Consider the following 18,198-nt stretch of genomic DNA (forward strand, 5'->3'; position numbering starts at 1 on the left):
CGCCAGCGCTTGCGCTATCATGGCGGCCATGACTGATACCACTGCCCCCACCCTGTACGAGACCATCGGCGGCGCCCCCGTGCTGCGCGAAATGGTCGACCGTTTTTATGACTTGATGGAGCTCGAGCCCGAGTTCGCTGGCATCCGCGTCATGCATCCGCCATCGACGGACGGCTCGCGCGACAAGCTGTATTTTTTCCTCACGGGCTGGATGGGCGGACCAGATTTGTATATCGAGAAATTCGGCCACCCGCGCCTGCGCGCCCGTCACTTGCCGTATGCCATCGGCACCAGCGAGCGCGACCAGTGGCTGCGCGCCATGGCCTGGGCCATGGAAGACACGGGCATCGAAGAATCCTTGCGCGTGCGCCTGATGGAATCGTTCTATCAGACGGCCGACTGGATGCGTAACAAACCTGACTGATACCCATGAGCCCAATCGAGTTCTACAGCCTGCTGGGCGCCGCCATCGTCGCCATCGTCCTGTTGCTATTGATCTTGCTGCGCCCGCGTGGCGTGGCCGGCGACGGCGCCACCACCCTGGCCCTGGTGCAGCAGCACCAGCAGCAAAGCCTGGAGCGCATCGACCGGGTCGAGCGCGAAGTGCGGCTGCAGCTGCAGGCGTCGGCACAGGCCACGCGGCAAGACCTGGCCGCTGGCCTGGCGCAATTCCAGGCGGCGACCCTGCAACAGCTCGACAGCCTGCGCACGCAGATGCAGGCGCAGGGCAAAGTCGGACGCGAAGAACAGGCGCAAAGCCTGGCGCGCTTTGCCGAGAGTACGAATCAAACTCTGGCGCAGCTGACGGAATCGAATGCGCAGCGCATGCTGGAAGTGCGTGCCACGTTGGAAAACAAGATCCGCGATTTGCAGGCCGACAATGGCGCGCGCCTGGAAGAGATGCGCAAGACGGTCGACGAGAAACTGCACGCGACCCTGGAAACGCGCCTGTCCGCCTCGTTCCAGCAAGTGTCGGAGCGGCTGGAAAAAGTCCATCAGGGCTTGGGCGAGATGCAGCAGCTGGCGCTGGGCGTGGGCGATTTGAAGCGGGTGCTCACCAACGTCAAGACGCGGGGAACGTGGGGCGAAGTGCAGCTGGAAATGCTGCTGGAGCAGGTACTCACTGTCGACCAGTACGCGAAGAATGTGGAAACCTTGCCGGGCAGCGGCGCGCGCGTGGAATTCGCCTTGAAACTGCCGGGCATGGTCGACGGCGGGCCGCCAGTGTGGATGCCGATTGACGCGAAATTCCCCAAGGAACAATACGAGCGCCTGGTCGAGGCGGCCGAGCGGGCCGATGCCGACGGCGTGGCCCTGGCCGGACGCGAACTGGAGCGGGCCGTGCGGGGCGAAGCGAAAACCATCGCCGAGAAATACCTGGCGCCGCCGCTGACCACCGACTTTGCCATCCTGTTCCTGCCTACCGAGGGGCTGTATGCGGAAGTGCTGCGCCGCCCGGGACTGGCCGACGAATTGCAGCGCGTGCACCGGGTCAGCATCGCCGGGCCATCGACCCTGACGGCCTTGCTCAACAGTCTGCAGATGGGTTTCCGCACCCTGGCGCTGGAAAAGCGCTCGTCCGAAGTGTGGCAAGTGCTGGGCGCCGTGAAGACGGAATTCGGCAAGTTCGGCGAGGTGTTGTCGCAAACCCGGCTGACCCTAGAAAAGGCGGCGAAGAATATCGAAAGCGCGGAAGTGCGCAGCCGGCAGATGGCGCGCAAATTGAAATCGGTGGAAGCCTTGCCGGGCGAGGCGGCCGCCTTGCTGCTGGGTAAGGCGGATGCCGAATAGCGCCGTTTCGTTCGCCGCAGCGGCTGGCTAAGTCTGCTGGTCTTGCTGTTCTTGCGCCATCTGATGGTTGACTAGTTCAGCGGTGATGCTGCCCGGCGCATCGAGTTCGCGCTGTGCCAGTGTGCGCATGGCGTCATTCGCCAGGCCGGCAAGCAAGGCAGCGCCCAGTGCGTCCGCCTCGGCGCTTTGCCCTTGTCCACGCAGTATGGCAGCGGCGATCCGCACGTCTTTTGCCAGATTCATCAACTCCGCCGCCAGGCGCGGCGGCGTGCCCGGCGCAGGAAACAAGGGCAGGCTGGCGGACAGGGCATTGACCATATCGAGGTGCTCCAGCGGGGCGCGGTGATAGCGGTCCGCGAGCGCGAAATTGCCCGCCTCGACAACAGCTTGCAGGGCTTGCCAAGCGTATTGGCGCGCCAGTTCGGGGGCGCTGGCGTCCAGCTGGGCGAACAGGTCGGCGGTGGAGCGGGCATCGCCCAGCGTGTCGTTCATCTCGGCGATGAGAGAGAAGCGCGACCTGCGGCCAAACGTGCTGCCTGCCTGTGGCGCGCGGCTGTCGTGGTGGCCGAAATCATGCTGGCCCGACAGCAGCAACTGGATTTGCGCATCACGCTCCGCCTGCAGGGCGGCGTACGCTGGCGCGTATGCCTCGGCCAAAAACTTCCACTCCAGCATGACAATGAAATAGCTCGACCTTGCCGGATTCAGGGTTTGCCCGGCCTCGGCGAACAGCTGTTGCAGCAGCGGCAGCGCTTCCGCGTACCGGCCTTCGTTGCGCAGTGCAACGAGACGTGTCGAACGGCTATCGATGTCGGGCATGGCGGTCCTTGTCTGGAATGCACCATAGTAACAAGTCCGCATACGGCTGGCTACGCCTCAAGCGGCATGCTTGCTGGCAAGGCGTTTTCTGGCGCCGAAGGCTGTCAGCGCCAGTCCCGCCAGCAGCATGGCCCAGGTTTGCGGTTCCGGCACGGCCGGCAAAACGGTCGGCACCGTCGGTGGCAAGGTAGGGATGATCACGGTGGGCGGCACGATGATGCTGCTGCCCTGGTCCGGCGGCCGGCCGCTGCCGCCACCACCACCTCCGCCGCCCATGCCGGCCGGCGACGTGATGCCGCCGACGGTACGCACATAATCGAAGGGCAGGAAAGGAATGCTGGCCACCTCGGGCGGCATGGCGCCGCCCGTGAAGGAACCGCCGCGCAAGGCGTCGGGGTTGTCGATCAGTGGTACGCCTGCCGCTGCCGGGGCGGCGGGCGCGGCGGCAACGGGTGCCGCACCGCCGGGAGCGGCACCGGCCGCTGGCGGCGCTGATGCGGGCGCTTGCGTGATACGGCTGACGTTGCGGCAGATCGTCGGCACCAGGATGCACTGGCCCTGCACGCAATACACGAGTCCCCGTTCCTGCATCTGCTCGTTCCAGCCCGCGCGCGTGACGTTGCGGCAAACGCGACCCGGGCCGAAATGCATGTCGCTGATGCGCGCGTTGTAATTGCCCTTGCCGCGGATGGCGTCGCGGCTGATCACGACGATCTCATCGTACTGGCGCGCACGCATGCGCTCCTTCAATTGTTCGCGTACGGGCGGCGCGATATCCGTATAGCGGTCCACGGCCGCCACCACGTCACCCATGAAAGGGTCGACGCCGGGACGATTCCAGTTGCAGTTATCGAGCACATCGGCGCGCGCGATGCCTTTCGCGCTGGCAGGCAAGGGCGCCAGGGACAAGGTGGCAAGCATGCAGGCCGTACCCAGCAAGCTGGCTCCCGCGATCCATGAGCTGTGTCTCATTGTTGTTCCTCGTGAAAACAATATCAAAATTGAACTTTTTTGCATGAGTTCGAATGTTATCACCGAAGAAACTTCAATATCAACTAATAAATAAAATTATTGCAATTAGTGTTGTGTTTATTGATTTGTTTTAATGAGAAATGATTGATATTTTTATCTCGATAGGCGAACGTCGGCCGCGCAGGGGAATTGATTGCAATGGGGAAATGCAAACGGCCCGCGCAGGGCGGGCCGTTCAGGAGACGGGAAGGGGGAGCTGCTTAGATCAGCCCATGGAACAGCACGACGTCGACGAGGTCGCCGGCCGCCACGTGGCCTTGCGCTTCATGCAGCACGATCATGCAATTGGCTTGCGTCATCGAACGCAGGATGCCCGAGCCTTGCGCACCCGTCACGCGCACGTGCTGGCGCCCGTCCGCGTCGCGTTCGACGATACCGCGCTGGTATTCCGTGCGGCCCCGTTTCTTGCGGATGGGCGCTTGCGCCGCCACTTGCAGCAGTGGCAGGGTGGACGTGTCCGCATCGGCGCCCATCAGGCGCAGCAGGGTGGGGCGGGCGAGGAAATAAAACGCCGCCATCACGGCCACGGGATTGCCGGGCAGGCCCAGCAGCAAGGCCGTGTCGCCTTCGCTGGCAATCCGGCCAAAGGCCATGGGGCGGCCCGGGCGCATGTTGATGTGCCAGAAGGCCACGTCACCGAGGCGGGCGAGGATCTCGCGCGTAAAATCGGCCGCGCCGCTGGACACGCCGCCCGAGGTGATGATGACGTCAGCCTTGGCGCAGGCACCGCGCAGGGCAGCTTCCAGCGCTTGCGGATTGTCCTTGACGATGCCCATGTCGAGCACGTCGCAGCCCAAGCGGGTCAGCATGCCCAGCAGGGTGTAGCGGTTGCTGTCGTAGATGCAGCCCGCGTCGAGCAGCTCGCCGATCGAGCGCAATTCGTCGCCGGTGGAAAAGAAGGCCACGCGCAGGCGCCGGCGCACGGGCACTGTGGCGATGCCGAGTGATGCCAGCAGTCCCAGTTCGGCCGGTCCGAGTAGTTTGCCCTGCAGCAGCGCAGGCTGGCCCTGCATCAAGTCTTCACCCTTGAAACGGCGGTTGTCGCCAGGGTGGATGGAGTCCGGCGCGATGGTGATGCTGTGCTCGCTGGCTTGCCGCACCAGTTCCTGCGGCACGACGCTGTCGCAGCCGTCCGGCATGACGGCGCCCGTCATGATGCGCGCGCATTGTCCGCGCTGTACGGTGACCGTACCCGGGCGGCCGGCCAGGATGGTGTCGACCAAGGTCAGGGTCAAGGGCGTGTCGCCGCCCAGGTCAGCCCCATGCAGCGCATAGCCATCCATGGCGGAATTGTCGTGCGCGGGTACGCTGATGGGCGAGATGATGTCGGCGGCCAGGATGCGCTCGAACGCTTGCGGCAGCGGCAGTTCCTCGATCTCGGCGACGGGCGCGACGGTGTCGGCCAGGATGGCTTGCGCCATCGGCACGGACAAGCCCTGCGCCTGCAGGGCGGCCAGCTCGTCTGGCGTATTGATGTTGCCGAACGCGCCATGGTTCTCGAAGAGCACTTCTGCCAGTTTCAAGGGGCCATGCCAGGTACGCATGCGGCGCTCGCCGCCGCGCAGATACGAGTCTAACTGGGGCAGGGCCGAGGTTTTCACCAGGCAAAAAACCGGGTGCGGGCGGCGCACGGCCGCTCCCGTCGCCGGGTCGGTCTCCTCGGTGACGGCGATGGCCAGGTCGGCATCGTTGTCGATCAAACCGGCCGCCAGGCGCGCTGCCAGGTCGGGCGGCAACAGGGGCGAATCGCAGGGCACGGTGAGCAGATAGGGCGTGCCGGCGTGCCGCATGCCGCTGTGCAGGCCGGCCAGCGGCCCCAGCTGGCCTGGCAGTGCGTCGGGCCACACGGGCAGGCCAAAGCGCGCGTAATCGCCGGCATCGGCGTGGACACTGATGGCCAGTTCGCCCACTTGCGGCGCCAGGCGCTGCAGCACGTGGCGGGCCAGGGGCTGGCCATGCAGGGGCAGCATGCCCTTGTCGCGCTGGCCCATGCGCGTGCCGAGGCCGCCGGCCAGGATCAGGCCGGTAATGTCGTGTTTGTTGATCATGTCAGGTAGGGAAATTGGTGCATGCGCCATGGTAGCAGCGCGGGGCGTGCGCCGCCCCGGATTCAGCCGCCGATGTACGACATTTCCACTTTCTTTTTACCGTGCTCAAGTGTGCCGCCCGTCAAATCCGTCTGGCTGGTGCGCAATTGCGAATAGCGGTCGCCGCGGCCGCGCCACAACTGCGCCACGGCCGAGGATATTTCCGCGTCGCTGCGGCCGCCGCGCAGCAGGCTGCGCAAGTCGTGGCCGCTGCTGGCGAACAGGCACGTGTACAGCTTTCCCTCGGTCGAGAGGCGGGCACGGCTGCAGTCGGCGCAGAACGCTTGGGTGACGCTGGAAATGAGGCCGATTTCGCCGCCGCCATCCGCATAGCGCCATCGCGCCGCCGTCTCGCCCGTGTAGTTCGGGTTAATCGGCAGCAAGGGCATGTGTGAGGCGATGCGGCGCACGACTTCGGCCGAAGGGATGACTTCCTGCAAGTTCCAGCCGTTCGAGGCGCCCACGTCCATGTATTCGATGAAGCGCAGGATATACGGCGTGCCCTTGAAGTGGCGCGCCATGGGCACGATTTCCTGCTCGTTCATGCCGGCCTTGACGACCATATTGATCTTGATGGGTCCCAGGCCCGCCGCGTGCGCCGCATCGATGCCGTGCAGCACGTCGGCGACAGCGAAATCGACGTCGTTCATGCGCTTGAAGGTAGCGTCGTCGAGCGAGTCGAGCGACACGGTCACGCGGTTCAGGCCGGCATCCTTGAGCGCTTGCGCTTTTCTGGCCAGCAAGGAACCGTTGGTGGTCAGGGTCAGGTCCAGCGGCTGGCCCGACGGCGTGCGCAGGGCGGCCAGCATGGCGATGAGCTTTTCGATATTCTTGCGCAGCAGCGGTTCGCCGCCCGTCAGGCGGATCTTTTCCACGCCGTGTTCAACGAACAGGCGCGCGATGCGCGTGATTTCCTCGAACGACAGCAAATCCGTGTGCGGCAGATACACGTGGTTCTTGTCGAACACGTCCTTCGGCATGCAATACACGCAACGGAAATTGCAGCGGTCGGTAATCGAGATGCGCAAGTCGTGCAGGGGCCGGCCCAGGCTGTCGGCCACGTTGCCGCTGGGACTTTCCAGCCGTGCGGGGATCTCCGGTGCCCCATTGCGGGCTTCGGCGAGGTAGATAATCTTGTCAGCCATGAAAGGTCATGCCACTTACGTAAAATCGGTCAAGGCAGATACGATAGCACGAGGCCGAGGATGGCACAGGCGAGCAGCAATTTGATGGTGCCAACTTGAAACCGGATCAGCGCCACGCCGGCCGCCAGCGCGATGGCAATCGCCAGCCAGTCCCAGTGCGGCAGCGGGCTTGTTTGCCAGAAGACATGGTGGCCAAAGAACAGGGCCAGGCTGGCGATGACGCCCACCACGGCCGCCGAGATGGCCGTCAATGGCGCGCTCAGGCGCAGATTGCCGCGCGACGCTTCCACGAGGGGCGCGCCTGCCAGGATGAAGATGAACGAGGGCAGGAAAGTAAACCAGCTGGCGACGAGCGCGCCGCACACGCCTGCCAGCCACAGCTGCTCACCCGTCACGGCATGGCTCCAGCCGCCGACAAAACCGATGAAGGCGACGATCATGATCAGGGGGCCGGGCGTCGTTTCGCCCAGCGCCAGGCCATCCATCATTTGCGCGCTGGTGATCCAGTGGTAGTGGTCGGCGGCGCCCTGCACCAGGTAGGGCAGCACGGCATACGCGCCGCCGAACGTGAGCAGGGCCGCCTTGCTGAAAAACACGCCCATCTGCGCCAGCGGCTGGTCCGTGCCGCCCGCCAGCGCCAGGCCCAGCCAGGCGACGAAGGCCAGCGCCAGGCCCACGGCAGCCGTGCCAAGCAGGCGCGGCCAGCGGAAGCGCGCGTGGTCCGGCGTCGGCGTGTCGTCATCGATCAGGGCTGCGCCGTAGCGGGCCGCGCCGCCATGCGACGCGCCGTTGGCATGAAAGTGGTCCGGCAGCCAGCGCCCGCCCGCCATGCCGAGCAAGGCGGCGGCGAGCACGATCAGCGGAAATGGCAGCTGTAGCGCGGCGATGGCGGCAAATGCGGCCGCCGCGATGGCGATCAGGGCGGGGCTGCGCAAGGTGCGCCGGCCCAGGCGCCAGGCGGCCGCCAGCACGATGGCGACGACGGCCGGCTTGATGCCGTACAGGACGCCGGCGATGGCGCCCACGTGGCCATACGCCATGTACAGCCAGGACAGGGCGATCAGCACCAGCAGCGAGGGCAGTAAAAACAGCAGGCCCGCCACCAGGGCGCCGCGCGTGCGATGCATCAGCCAGCCGATGTAGATGGCCAGCTGGGTCGCTTCCGGCCCCGGCAGCAGCATGCAGTAATTGAGCGCGTGCAGGAAACGCTGCTCGGAAATCCAGCGCCGTTTTTCCACCAGCTCCGCATGCATCATGGCGATTTGCCCGGCCGGGCCGCCAAAGCTGACGCAGCCCAGCTTGAGCCAGTACCAGAAGGCGCTGCGCAGGCTGACGGGGGCGGGAGGCAGGTTGGCGTTCTCGTGCATGGCGGGTGGAGGGCAGCAAAAAAGTGGACATAAAAAAGGGGAAGCCTGAGCTTCCCCTTTCATCATTGGCGGCTGGGCGAACCCGGCGCGCTTATGGACGTTGCGTGTTGACCTGGATCAACGGCTCATCCGATTGCGGCGGCAATGGCTTGCGTTCGCGCGGCTTGCGTACCGGAGCGACTGCCTTGGCGGCCGCTTCCTGCGCCAGGCGCAGTTTTTCCGGATCGGTGGCAGCCAGGGTCAGGCCGGCCGAACCGAGCACCGCGCTCAAGTCCAGCGGCGCGGCAGGAGCAGGAGCAGGAGCAGGAGCAGGAGCAGGAGCAGGAGCAACGACAGGCGCTGGTGCTGGTGCCGGAGCAGGGGCGGGAGCCGCTTCGGCAACCACCGGGGCAGCTTCCACCACGGCTGGTGCCGCTTCGGCAACTGGCGCTGCTGCTGGAACTTCTTCAGCCACTGCGACGGTTTCCACGGCAGCTGCCGTTTCCACGACTGGCGCCGCTTCGACGATGACTTCCGCCGGCGCCGGCGCCGGTGCTGGTTCCGCTTTCTCGGCAAAGCTGTACTCGGCAGCTGGTGCTGGTTCGGCAGCGGCTGGTTCAGCTTGCGCTGCAGCAACGACGGCTTCCACAGGGGCTGGCGGCACGATCACTTCAGCGGCAGGGGCGGCTTCCTCAACCTTGGCCACTTCCACCACTTCGACCACTTCCACGACTTCAGCCACGACGGCAGGAGCGGCATCCAATGCAGCTTCCACTGGTGCGGCAACGGCGACGACAGCGGCGGCGGCCACGACGGCGACCGGAGCGGCATCAGCTGCCGCTTCCGGCGCAGGAGCGACCGTAAAGCTGATCACTGGTGCGTCCTGGCCTTCGTTGTCACCGTTTGCCGATTCGATCAGCTCGCCCGTTTCGCGGTCGCGGCGGTTGCGGTTGCGGCCACCACGACGACGGCGGCGGCGCGGTTCTTCGCCTTCCACGTCGTTTTCCGTCTCTTCGCCTTCAGGACCGGCATTTGCCGGCGCTTTCAGCAGGTTTGCCGGTGCGGCGTCGGACTCAGGGCCGTTTGACGCCACGACGACGTTGACTGCGCTGGCGGTGGCGCCAACCAGTGCCAGCTCTTCAGCTTTCACTTCAGCAACAACAGCCTTGTCGGCGCGTGGTTCGCGCGCTTCGCGTGGCTGGCGTGGCGGACGCTCGGCGCGCTCTGGACGTTCCGCGCGTTCCGGACGCTCGGCGCGTTCAGGACGTTCGCCGCGTTCGCGCGGTGCTGCCGCCGTATCGCCGTTCTCGCGCGCTTCACGCGGTTCGCGTGGTGGACGCGGTGGACGTGGCGGACGGGCCGCTTTTTCCAGTGCTTCCGCTTCTTTCGCTGCATCGTCCTGGGCTGGACGGCCCTGGCCCGGTTCGCGTTCTTCGCGGCCAGGCTTGCCGTTGCGGCCACGGCCACGCGGGCCACGGCTGTTGCGGTCGCCACGGTCGGCGCCGGCCGGCTTGGCTGGTACGACAGGAGCAGGTGCGGGCGCCACCGGTGCCGGAGCGCCGGTGAAGAAGCTGATGATCTTGGCGATCAGGCCCTGTGGTGCGGCGGGCGCGGCCACTGGAGCCGGTTTCGCTTCGACGGGCTTGCGCTCGACCAGCGGTGCCGGCTGGTCAGGGGTGATCGTCTTGACGACGGCTTCCTGGCGCGGCTTGGCTTCTTCCTTCTGGCGCTTGCTGTACGCCATGTCGGTTTCAGCGCTTTCCGCCAGGTTGTAGCTGGCCTGGCTGTCTTCCAGACGCGGGTCGTCGTGCTTGATGCGTTCCAGCTTGTAATGCGGCGTTTCCAGATGCTTGTTCGGGATCAGGATCACGGCGATGCGGTGGCGGTTCTCGATCTTCAATACTTCGCCGCGCTTTTCGTTGAGCAGGAAGGCGCCCACGTCCACGGGCACTTGCACGTGGATGGTGGCCGAGTTTTCCTTCATCGCCTCTTCCTGGATGATGCGCAGCACCTGCAGGGCAGACGATTCCGTATCGCGGATGTGGCCGGTGCCGGAGCAGCGCGGGCACGTCACGTGCGAACCTTCGGACAGCGAAGGGCGCAGGCGCTGGCGCGACAGTTCCATCAGGCCGAAGCGCGAAATCTTGCCCATTTGTACACGGGCACGGTCATGGTGCAGCGCATCTTTCAGACGCTGTTCCACTTCGCGCTGGTTCTTCGCCACTTCCATGTCGATGAAGTCGATGACGATCAAGCCGCCCAAGTCGCGCAGACGCAGCTGGCGGGCCACTTCTTCGGCCGCTTCGCAGTTGGTGTTGAAGGCGGTCGTCTCGATGTCCGAGCCGCGCGTGGCGCGGGCCGAGTTGACGTCGACGGAAACGAGCGCTTCGGTATGGTCGATGACGATGGCGCCGCCCGATGGCAGCGGCACGGTGCGGCTGTACGCCGTTTCGATCTGGTGTTCGATCTGGAAGCGCGAGAACAGCGGCACGTCGTCGCTGTAGCGTTTTACGCGGTGCACCATGTCGGGCATCACGTGGCTCATGAACTGGTGCGCCTGGTCGTAGATCTCGTCGGTGTCGATCAGGATCTCGCCGATGTCGGGCTGGAAGTAGTCGCGGATGGCGCGGATGACGAGCGACGATTCCTGGTAGATCAGGAAAGCGCCGTTGGCCGACTTGCCGGCGCCTTCGATGGCGCGCCACAGTTGCATCAGGTAATTCAAATCCCACTGCAGTTCATCGACGTTGCGGCCGATGCCTGCCGTGCGGGCAATCACGGACATGCCAGCTGGCAAGTCCAGTTTGTCCATGGTTTCGCGCAATTCCTGGCGCTCTTCACCTTCCACGCGGCGCGATACGCCACCGCCACGCGGGTTGTTCGGCATCAGGACCAGGTAACGGCCGGCCAGCGAGACGAACGAGGTCAGGGCGGCGCCCTTGTTGCCGCGCTCTTCCTTCTCCACTTGGACCATGATTTCCTGGCCTTCGCGCAGCGCTTCCTTGACGGAAGCGTTACGCACGTCGACGCCTTCGCGGAAATACGTGCGGGCAACTTCCTTGAAAGGCAGGAAGCCGTGGCGGTCTTCGCCATAGCTGACGAAGCACGCTTCGAGCGATGGCTCGATGCGCGTGATCACGCCCTTGTAGATGTTGGATTTGCGCTGTTCGCGCCCGGCTGTCTCGATATCGATGTCGATCAGTTTTTGTCCGTCGACAATCGCTACGCGCAGTTCTTCTTGCTGCGTGGCATTAAACAACATGCGTTTCATTTTTATAACTCCGCGACCCGTAGGCCATCTCAAAGCCGCTTCCGGGGAAGCGGCGAAGTACAGGGATATATGCGAGAACGGGAGTGCTGGCGGGGGAAATGCCCAGGCGTGCGGAGCAACAACGCGTACGAGGTATACGTTACGGCCGCAACAGGCGCGGTGAGGTCGATCGTCATGCCGAGTGCACAGGACACTTGCAACTCATCTGAAACAGCCCGGATGAGAATGAACTGCATCGGGGGCAGAGAATGCAAGTGGTCAGCAAATTCAGAGCCAAAATCGTTAGCCGGCTCATTACAGGGATCGCGATGGCGAGGCTTGGCCTCAGCCTATCATCGACAACCCTCAGTATTTGGCCACATACGGGGTTTGGCGAAAACGGCAAGCGTTATCAACTTCATCAACCCGCGAGCCCGACTCGATAAGTCGCGCTAACGGGTACTTATCCTTATAATCCCACACTCACTTCAGCATCTCCACGCGTTATCCGATTACAACTACGGTGCAACCTTGATTCGCGCAGGGATGGTGCATATACATTTTTTTCCACCGAATTTGCAATTTGGCGAGGCCGGTGGAGACGCCCCTGTGTAAAATGTGCTTTTATTCTTACACTCGCAGCAGCCAGGGCCGCAGCAAAAACAATTATATATTCAAAATGAAGGACTTAGAGAGATTTCTGGGAAGACATAGTAAATGAAGAGTCAAAATGATGTTGTTCCCCCTTCAACACCCCCGGTTCAGCCGCAAGCCCAATTCGTAACGATCGCCGAGGAAGAAGCAGGCCAGCGCATCGACAACTACTTATTAAGAGTGTGCAAGGGAGTGCCTAAAAGCCACATCTACCGGATCTTGCGATCGGGAGAAGTGCGGGTCAATAAAGGCCGTATCGATCAGCTGTACCGTCTTGCCGCTGGCGACGTGGTGCGCATTCCACCCGTGCGCGTGGCCGAAAAGGCCCCTACGGGCGCGCCGGCCGCCGAATTCAAGATCATCTTCGAAGATGCGCAGCTGCTCGTCATCGACAAGCCGGCCGGCGTGGCCGTGCATGGCGGCTCGGGCGTCTCGTTCGGCGTGATCGAGCAATTGCGCGCTTCGCGCCCCGACGCCAAGTTTTTGGAACTGGTGCACCGCCTGGACCGCGACACGTCCGGCCTGCTGTTGCTGGCAAAGAAACGCACGGCGCTGACCAACCTGCACGAGCAGATGCGCGACGGCGTCACCGACAAACGCTACCTGGTGCTGGTGGCCGGCGACTGGAAGAATGCGCGCCAGCATATCAAGTTGCCGCTGCATAAATATACGACGGCCGAAGGCGAGCGCCGGGTGGCCGTGCAGGCCGATGGCCTGGCGTCGCACACGGTGTTTTCACTGTTGCATAAATATCACAACTTCGCCTTGCTGGAAGCGGAATTGAAGACGGGACGCACGCACCAGATCCGCGTACACCTGTCTTCGTCCGGTTTCCCCATCGCCGGCGACGATAAATATGGCGACTTTGCCCTCAACCGTGCCCTGTTGAAGGCCGACAGCACGCGCGGCGCCCTGAAACGCATGTTCCTGCACGCGCACCAGATCACGTTTACGCATCCGGAAACGGGCAAGACGATGACTTTGAACGCGCCGCTGGCTGCCGAATGCGAGCGTTTCTTGGTAAGCTTGGGCAAACCATTGGCCGTTGCCGCACGATAAGTAACCAGCGCGTGCGCGCGACACTACTCATAAGGTAGTCAGTCGCCATCATTCATTCTCAAGGAGCCGGCGGCTATGCTGTCGGGAAACATGGCAAGAAAGCAATTTGATCTGATCGTCTTCGATTGGGACGGTACCCTGATAGACAGTACCTCGACCATCGTCAAGTGCATCCAGGCATCGGCCAAAGACCTCGGCTTGCCCATTCCCACCGAGTTGCTCGCTTCGCACGTGATCGGCCTGGGCTTGCAGGAAGCGATGCAGCTGGTGATGCCCGACGTGGAGCCGAAATACCATGCGCGCATGGCCGAGCGCTACCGCTATCACTATCTGTCGCGCGACCATGAGCTGACCCTGTTTCCCGGCGTACACGAGATGCTGCAGGAACTGTCGCAGCAGGCATACTTCCTGGCGGTGGCCACGGGCAAGAGCCGTGTCGGCCTGAACCGCTCCTTGAATGCCGTCAAGCTGCTGTCCCTGTTCGATGCGACGCGTTGCGCCGATGAAACGTTTTCCAAGCCCCATCCGGCCATGCTGCAGGAACTGACGCGCGAGTTGGGGCAGGATATGCGCCGTACCGTGATGATCGGCGACACCAGCCATGATTTATTGATGGCAAGCAATGCAGGCGCGGCAGGTATTGCCGTAGAGTATGGAGCGCATCCGGTGGCGCAGTTGCAAGCTTGCAATCCCCTGTATTCGGCCGCCACGGTGGCCGACCTGCATCAATGGCTGAGCGAGCACGCATGATGACTGATGTTGCGGAAGTGTTGATTTGTGCGGCCGATGCCGTGGCCGATGGTGGCAAGGGCGTGCGCTTTCCCGTCGCTGCCGGCGGCGAAGCGACCACGGGCTTTGTCGTGCGCCATGGCGGCAAGGCGTATGGCTACCTGAACCGCTGTGCCCACGTACCGATCGAACTGGACTGGGCCGAAGGCGAGTTTTTCGAGTCCAGCGGCTTGTACCTGATGTGTTCGACGCATGGCGCCATCTATGTGCCGGAAAGCGGTCTGTGCGCGGGCGGCCCCTGCAAGGGCGGGCGCCTGCGTCCGATCGCCGTGGCCGAACGCGATGGCCGGCTGTACTGGCAGCCCGACGAGTATGTCCAGCCGCTGCAGGCCTGAGGCCGGGGCAGGCTTTATTGTAATTTAAACAAAGTGAATCATGAGCGATAACACGAATGACAAGCTGGACAGCAGCGCGCCAGCCGCCGGCCACGGCGTCCCTGCGGGGCACTGGGAGCGCGACGTGCTGGAAAAGCTGGTATTTGCTACTTTGCAAGAACAACGCGCGCACCGCCGCTGGAGCATCTTTTTCAAGGTCTTCGGCCTGCTGATCGTGCTGTTCGCCCTGTGGGTGTTTTATGACTACAACACGGCCGACGACAGCGAAACCCTGGGCCGCCACACGGCCCTGATCGACATCAACGGCGCCATCGAGTCCGAAGGCAGCGGCTCGGCCGCCGTCGTCATCCCCGCGCTGGACAAGGCGTTTTCCGATAGCGGCTCCGTGGCCGTGGTGCTGCATATTAATAGTCCGGGCGGCAGTCCCGTGCAGGCCGGCATGATCGTCGACGAGATGCAGCGCCTGCGCAAGGGCTATCCGGACAAGCCTTTATATGTGGTGGTCGATGAAATGTGCGCTTCGGGCGGCTATTACATCGCGGCCGCCGCCGATCGAATCTATGTCAACAAGGCCAGCGTGGTCGGCTCCATCGGCGTGCTGATGGATGGCTTCGGCTTTACGGGCGTGATGGAAAAGGTCGGCGTCGAGCGCCGTTTGCTGACGGCGGGCGAGAACAAGGGCTTCATGGACCCGTTCAGCCCCCTGACGGAAAAGCACAAGGCGTATGCGCAAGGCATGCTCAATGAAATCCACCAGCAATTCATCGAGGTGGTGCGGGCGGGACGGGGCAAGCGCCTGAAGGAAACGGCCGATACCTTCTCCGGTTTGTACTGGACGGGCGCGAAAGCCGTGGAAATGGGCCTGGCCGACGATTTTGGCACGGTCGACAGCGTGGCGCGCGACGTCGTCAAGGCGGAAGACATCGTCGACTACACGCAGCATGAAGGCTTGCCGGAACGGGTGCTGAAAAAGTTTGGCGCCGCCATGGGCGCGGGTGCCATGAAGGCGGCCGTGCAGCAGTCACAACCGGCGTTGCGCTGAGGACATCACTCTTGGCTGGCAGGCAAGCCAATCGAGAATGATTTTCAATAAGGTGGTAAATTGGCTTGAAAATGGAGCTGCTTGGGCTATAGTGAAAGCGTAGTTCTTTTCAAGGAGGGGCGATATATCAACTATGTTGTCAGTACTAACTTGATTGGCAGGTCATGGAACTACTCGCCGCATCGCAGATGTGGTTTTGAGTGAATTTACATTCCTCACTAAAGTCCCGATGGGGCTTGGGAACGGCGGCGCAATGCCGCCGTTTCCTTTTGTGCGTCGTTCGTGCCGGACGGGTGAGTGTTGCTCGATGTTGTAGCTGGGCGTGCTGGCAAGGCAGGCATGCGAGGGCGGGGCATGGCCGGTGGTCGGATGGGGGGCGCTCAGACGGCGCAGCCGTTGCAGTGCGCGGGCAGGGCGGCTGCCTGCCGGGCCGGCGCTACGCCGGTACTGGCGCCGGAACTGATCTCGGGCACTGTGTCCACCATGGCGGGCGCCGTCACGTTGTCGGTTTCCGCGTTTGCGTCCGCATCCGCGTGGGCAAAACCGCCGAGTTCCAGCCAGCACATGAAATGGCATTGCGCCTCGGCATGCCAATGCGTCTGGCTCGCTGGCGATGGCGTTGCGTCCGCATCCTGCGGCGCCGGGGCGCTGCTCCAGCGCGCCACGCCGAGTCTGACCTTGTGCATGGCCGCCTGTTCCGTAGCGATGCGCAGGCGCATGTCGGCGATGCTGCCTTGTAAGGCGATGGTATCGGTATGCTTCATACAATGTCCTTGTGAATCGTTGCTTGGTTATTATTCCTAAAGCTCGTTAGGCGGATTCCTAACGAAGTTTCAGTCTATCAATGCGATATTCCGAGCGCTTGATATTGCTCAAAGGAATTGGCCATTTATATCGAAATCTCACCTTGTACTTCAGCTCATCTGTGCATGCGCAAGGCTGGTGCGCCCTCGGCGGCCTTGCGCAGGCCGCGCGCGCGGCCGCTTCACGCTGCCAGCCGCTTCTGGTAAAGTCACGCCCATGAGTAAATTATCCCTAGACCGCATCCTGCAATCGCAGGGTTTTGGCACCCGTAAATATTGCCGTTCCCTCATCGAAGATGGCGATGTCGTCATCGATGGCGTCACCCAGACCAATTACCGCACCACCGTCGAGACCGAAGGCCTGGTGCTGCACGTGTTCGAAGAAGAGTGGGTCTACCGCGCGCACCTGTACCTGGCGCTGAATAAGCCCGCCAACTTCGAATGCTCGCGCAAGCCCAGCCATCATCCTGGCGTGCTGACCCTGCTGCCGGAGCAGTTCACCTGGCGCGAAGTCCAGCCCGTCGGCCGGCTCGACCACGATACGACCGGCATGCTGCTGATGTCCGACGATGGGCCGTTTATCCATGCACAATCGTCGCCGAAGCGCCACGTTCCCAAGATTTACCAGGCTACCACGCAAGAGCCCGTGACCGATGAACTGGTGGCCCTGTTGCTGGCCGGCGTGCAATTGCACGACGAGCCGGCCCCGCTGGCGGCCCTCGTCTGCGTCAAGCGCGGCGAACACCAGCTGGAAATCGTGCTCGAGCAAGGCAAGTACCACCAGGTCAAGCGCATGCTGGCCGCCGCCGGCAACCATTGCAGCGCGCTGCACCGTTCCGCCATCGGCAGCCTGACCCTGGAATCGCTGGGCATTGCTGAAGGCGAGTGGTGCTATCTCACGCCTGAGCAAATAGCGCTGCTGGCGTAATTTCTTCCTGATCGCCAAAGCCGGGGATGTCCCGGCTTTTTGGCGTCTTTAGCCCCCTATTGCCTGCATTTGACGAAATTTCCCGCACATGAAATTAGCTACCCTGAACGATGGCACGCGCGATGGCCAGCTCGCTGTCGTCTCGCGCGACCTGAAAACGGCCCACCTGGCCGATGGCATCGCCTCGACCATGCAAGCGGCGCTCGACGACTGGAGTTTCATCGCGCCCCAGCTCGACTTGCTGTACCAGACCATCAATAGCGGCCGCGGCCATCGCGCCTTCGAGTTCGACCCGGCCAACTGCATGGCGCCCTTGCCGCGCAGCAGCCTGCGCGTGGCGGGCGCGTCCTACCTGCAGCAGATCGAGCGCGCCTGCAAGGCGGCGGGAATTGAGGCACCCGCCAATCTGCGCGATGCGCCAAGGATGTACCAGGGCGCCAGCGACGATTTCCTCGGCGCCCACGATGCCATCACCCTGGCGCACGAGCAGTGGGGCATCGATTACGAGGCCGGCATCGCCGCCATCACGGACGACGTGGCCATGGGCTCGACGCCGGACCAGGCCCACCTGAACATCAAGCTGTTGATGCTGGTCAACGACATCACCCTGCGCAATCTGGCACCCGACGAACAGGCCAGCGGCTACGGCTTCCTGCAGGCGAAGCCGGCCATGGCTTGCTCGCCTGTCGCCATCACGCCCGACGAACTCGGTGACGCCTGGCGCGGCGGCAAGGTGCATTACGCCCTGCGCTGCAGCCTGAACGGCAAGTTGACGGGCCAGCCCCACGCGGGTGCCGACATGGCGTTCAATTACCCGCAATTGCTGGCCCATCTGTGCCAGACGCGCAATGCGCGCGCCGGCAGCGTGGTCAGTGCGGGCGGCGTCGCCAACAAGGAAGTCAAGAAGGGATTTTCCAGTATCGTTGAGCGACGTAACCAGGAGATGATCGCCGATGGCGTCGCCAGCACGCCGTATCTGCTGTTTGGTGATATTGTTCGCCTGGAAATGCTGGGTGACGACGGCAAGTCCCTGTTTGGCGCGATCGAACAGACCGTGAAGCAGGCGGAAGCCAGGAAGTCCCGCTAAGGTTTCTGAAGAGCAAAGGAAATGCAGGGGA

General features: G+C 63.3%; 15 protein-coding genes. 8 read left to right on the plus strand and 7 right to left on the minus strand.

Translation table 11 applies throughout. The features are described from left to right. Nucleotides 1-28: 28 nt before the first annotated feature. Nucleotides 29-424, plus strand: coding sequence for a group II truncated hemoglobin (locus JAB6_RS15960; RefSeq protein ID WP_034754244.1), 396 nt, complete (start codon nt 29-31; stop codon nt 422-424). Between the two features lie 5 nt (nt 425-429). Continuing rightward, nucleotides 430-1,791 carry a DNA recombination protein RmuC gene (rmuC, locus tag JAB6_RS15965; RefSeq protein WP_070303605.1) on the plus strand — a complete coding sequence of 454 codons (1,362 nt, stop codon included), beginning with the start codon at nt 430-432 and terminating at the stop codon, nt 1,789-1,791. Between the two features lie 27 nt (nt 1,792-1,818). Here the strand turns inward: rmuC and JAB6_RS15970 are convergent, their stop codons facing one another. From JAB6_RS15970 to JAB6_RS15995, 6 genes are all read right to left on the minus strand, one after another. After that, nucleotides 1,819-2,610, minus strand: a complete 792-nt coding sequence (locus tag JAB6_RS15970; RefSeq protein WP_070303607.1) for a hypothetical protein — start codon at nt 2,608-2,610, stop codon at nt 1,819-1,821. A 57-nt stretch (nt 2,611-2,667) separates the two neighbouring features. Then, a complete protein-coding gene (locus JAB6_RS29565) occupies nt 2,668-3,582 on the minus strand; it encodes an MHFG family PEP-CTERM protein (protein ID WP_139143405.1) in 915 nt (304 codons plus the stop codon). 260 nt (nt 3,583-3,842) lie between these two features. After that, on the minus strand, nt 3,843-5,690 hold the full coding sequence (gene glp, locus JAB6_RS15980; protein WP_070303610.1) for a gephyrin-like molybdotransferase Glp: 1,848 nt from the start codon (nt 5,688-5,690) through the stop codon (nt 3,843-3,845). A 62-nt stretch (nt 5,691-5,752) separates the two neighbouring features. Beyond that, complete coding sequence (gene moaA, locus JAB6_RS15985; RefSeq protein WP_070303611.1) at nt 5,753-6,874, minus strand: GTP 3',8-cyclase MoaA; 1,122 nt, start codon at nt 6,872-6,874, stop codon at nt 5,753-5,755. Nucleotides 6,875-6,903: 29 nt separating this feature from the next. Next, the gene (gene chrA, locus JAB6_RS15990) at nt 6,904-8,241 is read right to left on the minus strand and encodes a chromate efflux transporter (RefSeq protein WP_070303613.1); all 1,338 of its coding nucleotides are present in this window, start codon (nt 8,239-8,241) and stop codon (nt 6,904-6,906) included. 91 nt (nt 8,242-8,332) lie between these two features. Further along, a complete protein-coding gene (locus JAB6_RS15995) occupies nt 8,333-11,491 on the minus strand; it encodes an Rne/Rng family ribonuclease (RefSeq protein WP_070303615.1) in 3,159 nt (1,052 codons plus the stop codon). Nucleotides 11,492-12,187: 696 nt separating this feature from the next. On the opposite strand from JAB6_RS15995, the gene JAB6_RS16000 reads away from it, so the two are divergent. From JAB6_RS16000 to JAB6_RS16015, 4 genes are all read left to right on the plus strand, one after another. After that, nucleotides 12,188-13,183 (plus strand): RluA family pseudouridine synthase, encoded by a 996-nt coding sequence (locus JAB6_RS16000; protein WP_034754116.1) that lies wholly within the window; start codon nt 12,188-12,190, stop codon nt 13,181-13,183. 90 nt (nt 13,184-13,273) lie between these two features. Then, entirely contained in the window at nt 13,274-13,933 is a 660-nt protein-coding gene (locus JAB6_RS16005; protein WP_034754241.1) for an HAD-IIIA family hydrolase, read from the plus strand. Further along, nucleotides 13,930-14,307, plus strand: coding sequence for a Rieske 2Fe-2S domain-containing protein (locus JAB6_RS16010; protein WP_175444558.1), 378 nt, complete (start codon nt 13,930-13,932; stop codon nt 14,305-14,307). Before JAB6_RS16005 ends, JAB6_RS16010 begins: the two co-directional genes overlap by 4 nt. A gap of 40 nt (nt 14,308-14,347) precedes the next feature. Next, the gene (locus tag JAB6_RS16015) at nt 14,348-15,349 is read left to right on the plus strand and encodes a S49 family peptidase (protein WP_034754114.1); all 1,002 of its coding nucleotides are present in this window, start codon (nt 14,348-14,350) and stop codon (nt 15,347-15,349) included. Nucleotides 15,350-15,729: 380 nt separating this feature from the next. Here the strand turns inward: JAB6_RS16015 and JAB6_RS16020 are convergent, their stop codons facing one another. Next, nucleotides 15,730-16,113 (minus strand): hypothetical protein, encoded by a 384-nt coding sequence (locus JAB6_RS16020; protein ID WP_051991492.1) that lies wholly within the window; start codon nt 16,111-16,113, stop codon nt 15,730-15,732. 256 nt (nt 16,114-16,369) lie between these two features. On the opposite strand from JAB6_RS16020, the gene JAB6_RS16025 reads away from it, so the two are divergent. Both JAB6_RS16025 and JAB6_RS16030 read left to right on the plus strand, forming a co-directional pair. Further along, nucleotides 16,370-17,080: a pseudouridine synthase gene (locus JAB6_RS16025; protein ID WP_034754110.1), complete on the plus strand. Its 711-nt coding sequence runs from the start codon at nt 16,370-16,372 to the stop codon at nt 17,078-17,080. 88 nt (nt 17,081-17,168) lie between these two features. Then, complete coding sequence (locus tag JAB6_RS16030) at nt 17,169-18,167, plus strand: fumarylacetoacetate hydrolase family protein (RefSeq protein WP_070303616.1); 999 nt, start codon at nt 17,169-17,171, stop codon at nt 18,165-18,167. Nucleotides 18,168-18,198: the final 31 nt, after the last annotated feature.

The organism is Janthinobacterium sp. HH104 (genome assembly GCF_001758715.1).
GTDB lineage: Bacteria > Pseudomonadota > Gammaproteobacteria > Burkholderiales > Burkholderiaceae_D > Janthinobacterium > Janthinobacterium aestuarii.

What these genes read in the sequence shown, in the direction of transcription:
- JAB6_RS15960 (WP_034754244.1), top strand. Translation starts at nt 29, where the DNA reads ATGACTGATACCACTGCCCCCACCCTGTACGAGACCATCGGCGGCGCC.
- rmuC (WP_070303605.1), top strand. Translation starts at nt 430, where the DNA reads ATGAGCCCAATCGAGTTCTACAGCCTGCTGGGCGCCGCCATCGTCGCC.
- JAB6_RS15970 (WP_070303607.1), bottom strand. Translation starts at nt 2,610, where the DNA reads ATGCCCGACATCGATAGCCGTTCGACACGTCTCGTTGCACTGCGCAAC.
- JAB6_RS29565 (WP_139143405.1), bottom strand. Translation starts at nt 3,582, where the DNA reads ATGAGACACAGCTCATGGATCGCGGGAGCCAGCTTGCTGGGTACGGCC.
- glp (WP_070303610.1), bottom strand. Translation starts at nt 5,690, where the DNA reads ATGATCAACAAACACGACATTACCGGCCTGATCCTGGCCGGCGGCCTC.
- moaA (WP_070303611.1), bottom strand. Translation starts at nt 6,874, where the DNA reads ATGGCTGACAAGATTATCTACCTCGCCGAAGCCCGCAATGGGGCACCG.
- chrA (WP_070303613.1), bottom strand. Translation starts at nt 8,241, where the DNA reads ATGCACGAGAACGCCAACCTGCCTCCCGCCCCCGTCAGCCTGCGCAGC.
- JAB6_RS15995 (WP_070303615.1), bottom strand. Translation starts at nt 11,491, where the DNA reads ATGAAACGCATGTTGTTTAATGCCACGCAGCAAGAAGAACTGCGCGTA.
- JAB6_RS16000 (WP_034754116.1), top strand. Translation starts at nt 12,188, where the DNA reads ATGAAGAGTCAAAATGATGTTGTTCCCCCTTCAACACCCCCGGTTCAG.
- JAB6_RS16005 (WP_034754241.1), top strand. Translation starts at nt 13,274, where the DNA reads ATGGCAAGAAAGCAATTTGATCTGATCGTCTTCGATTGGGACGGTACC.
- JAB6_RS16010 (WP_175444558.1), top strand. Translation starts at nt 13,930, where the DNA reads ATGATGACTGATGTTGCGGAAGTGTTGATTTGTGCGGCCGATGCCGTG.
- JAB6_RS16015 (WP_034754114.1), top strand. Translation starts at nt 14,348, where the DNA reads ATGAGCGATAACACGAATGACAAGCTGGACAGCAGCGCGCCAGCCGCC.
- JAB6_RS16020 (WP_051991492.1), bottom strand. Translation starts at nt 16,113, where the DNA reads ATGAAGCATACCGATACCATCGCCTTACAAGGCAGCATCGCCGACATG.
- JAB6_RS16025 (WP_034754110.1), top strand. Translation starts at nt 16,370, where the DNA reads ATGAGTAAATTATCCCTAGACCGCATCCTGCAATCGCAGGGTTTTGGC.
- JAB6_RS16030 (WP_070303616.1), top strand. Translation starts at nt 17,169, where the DNA reads ATGAAATTAGCTACCCTGAACGATGGCACGCGCGATGGCCAGCTCGCT.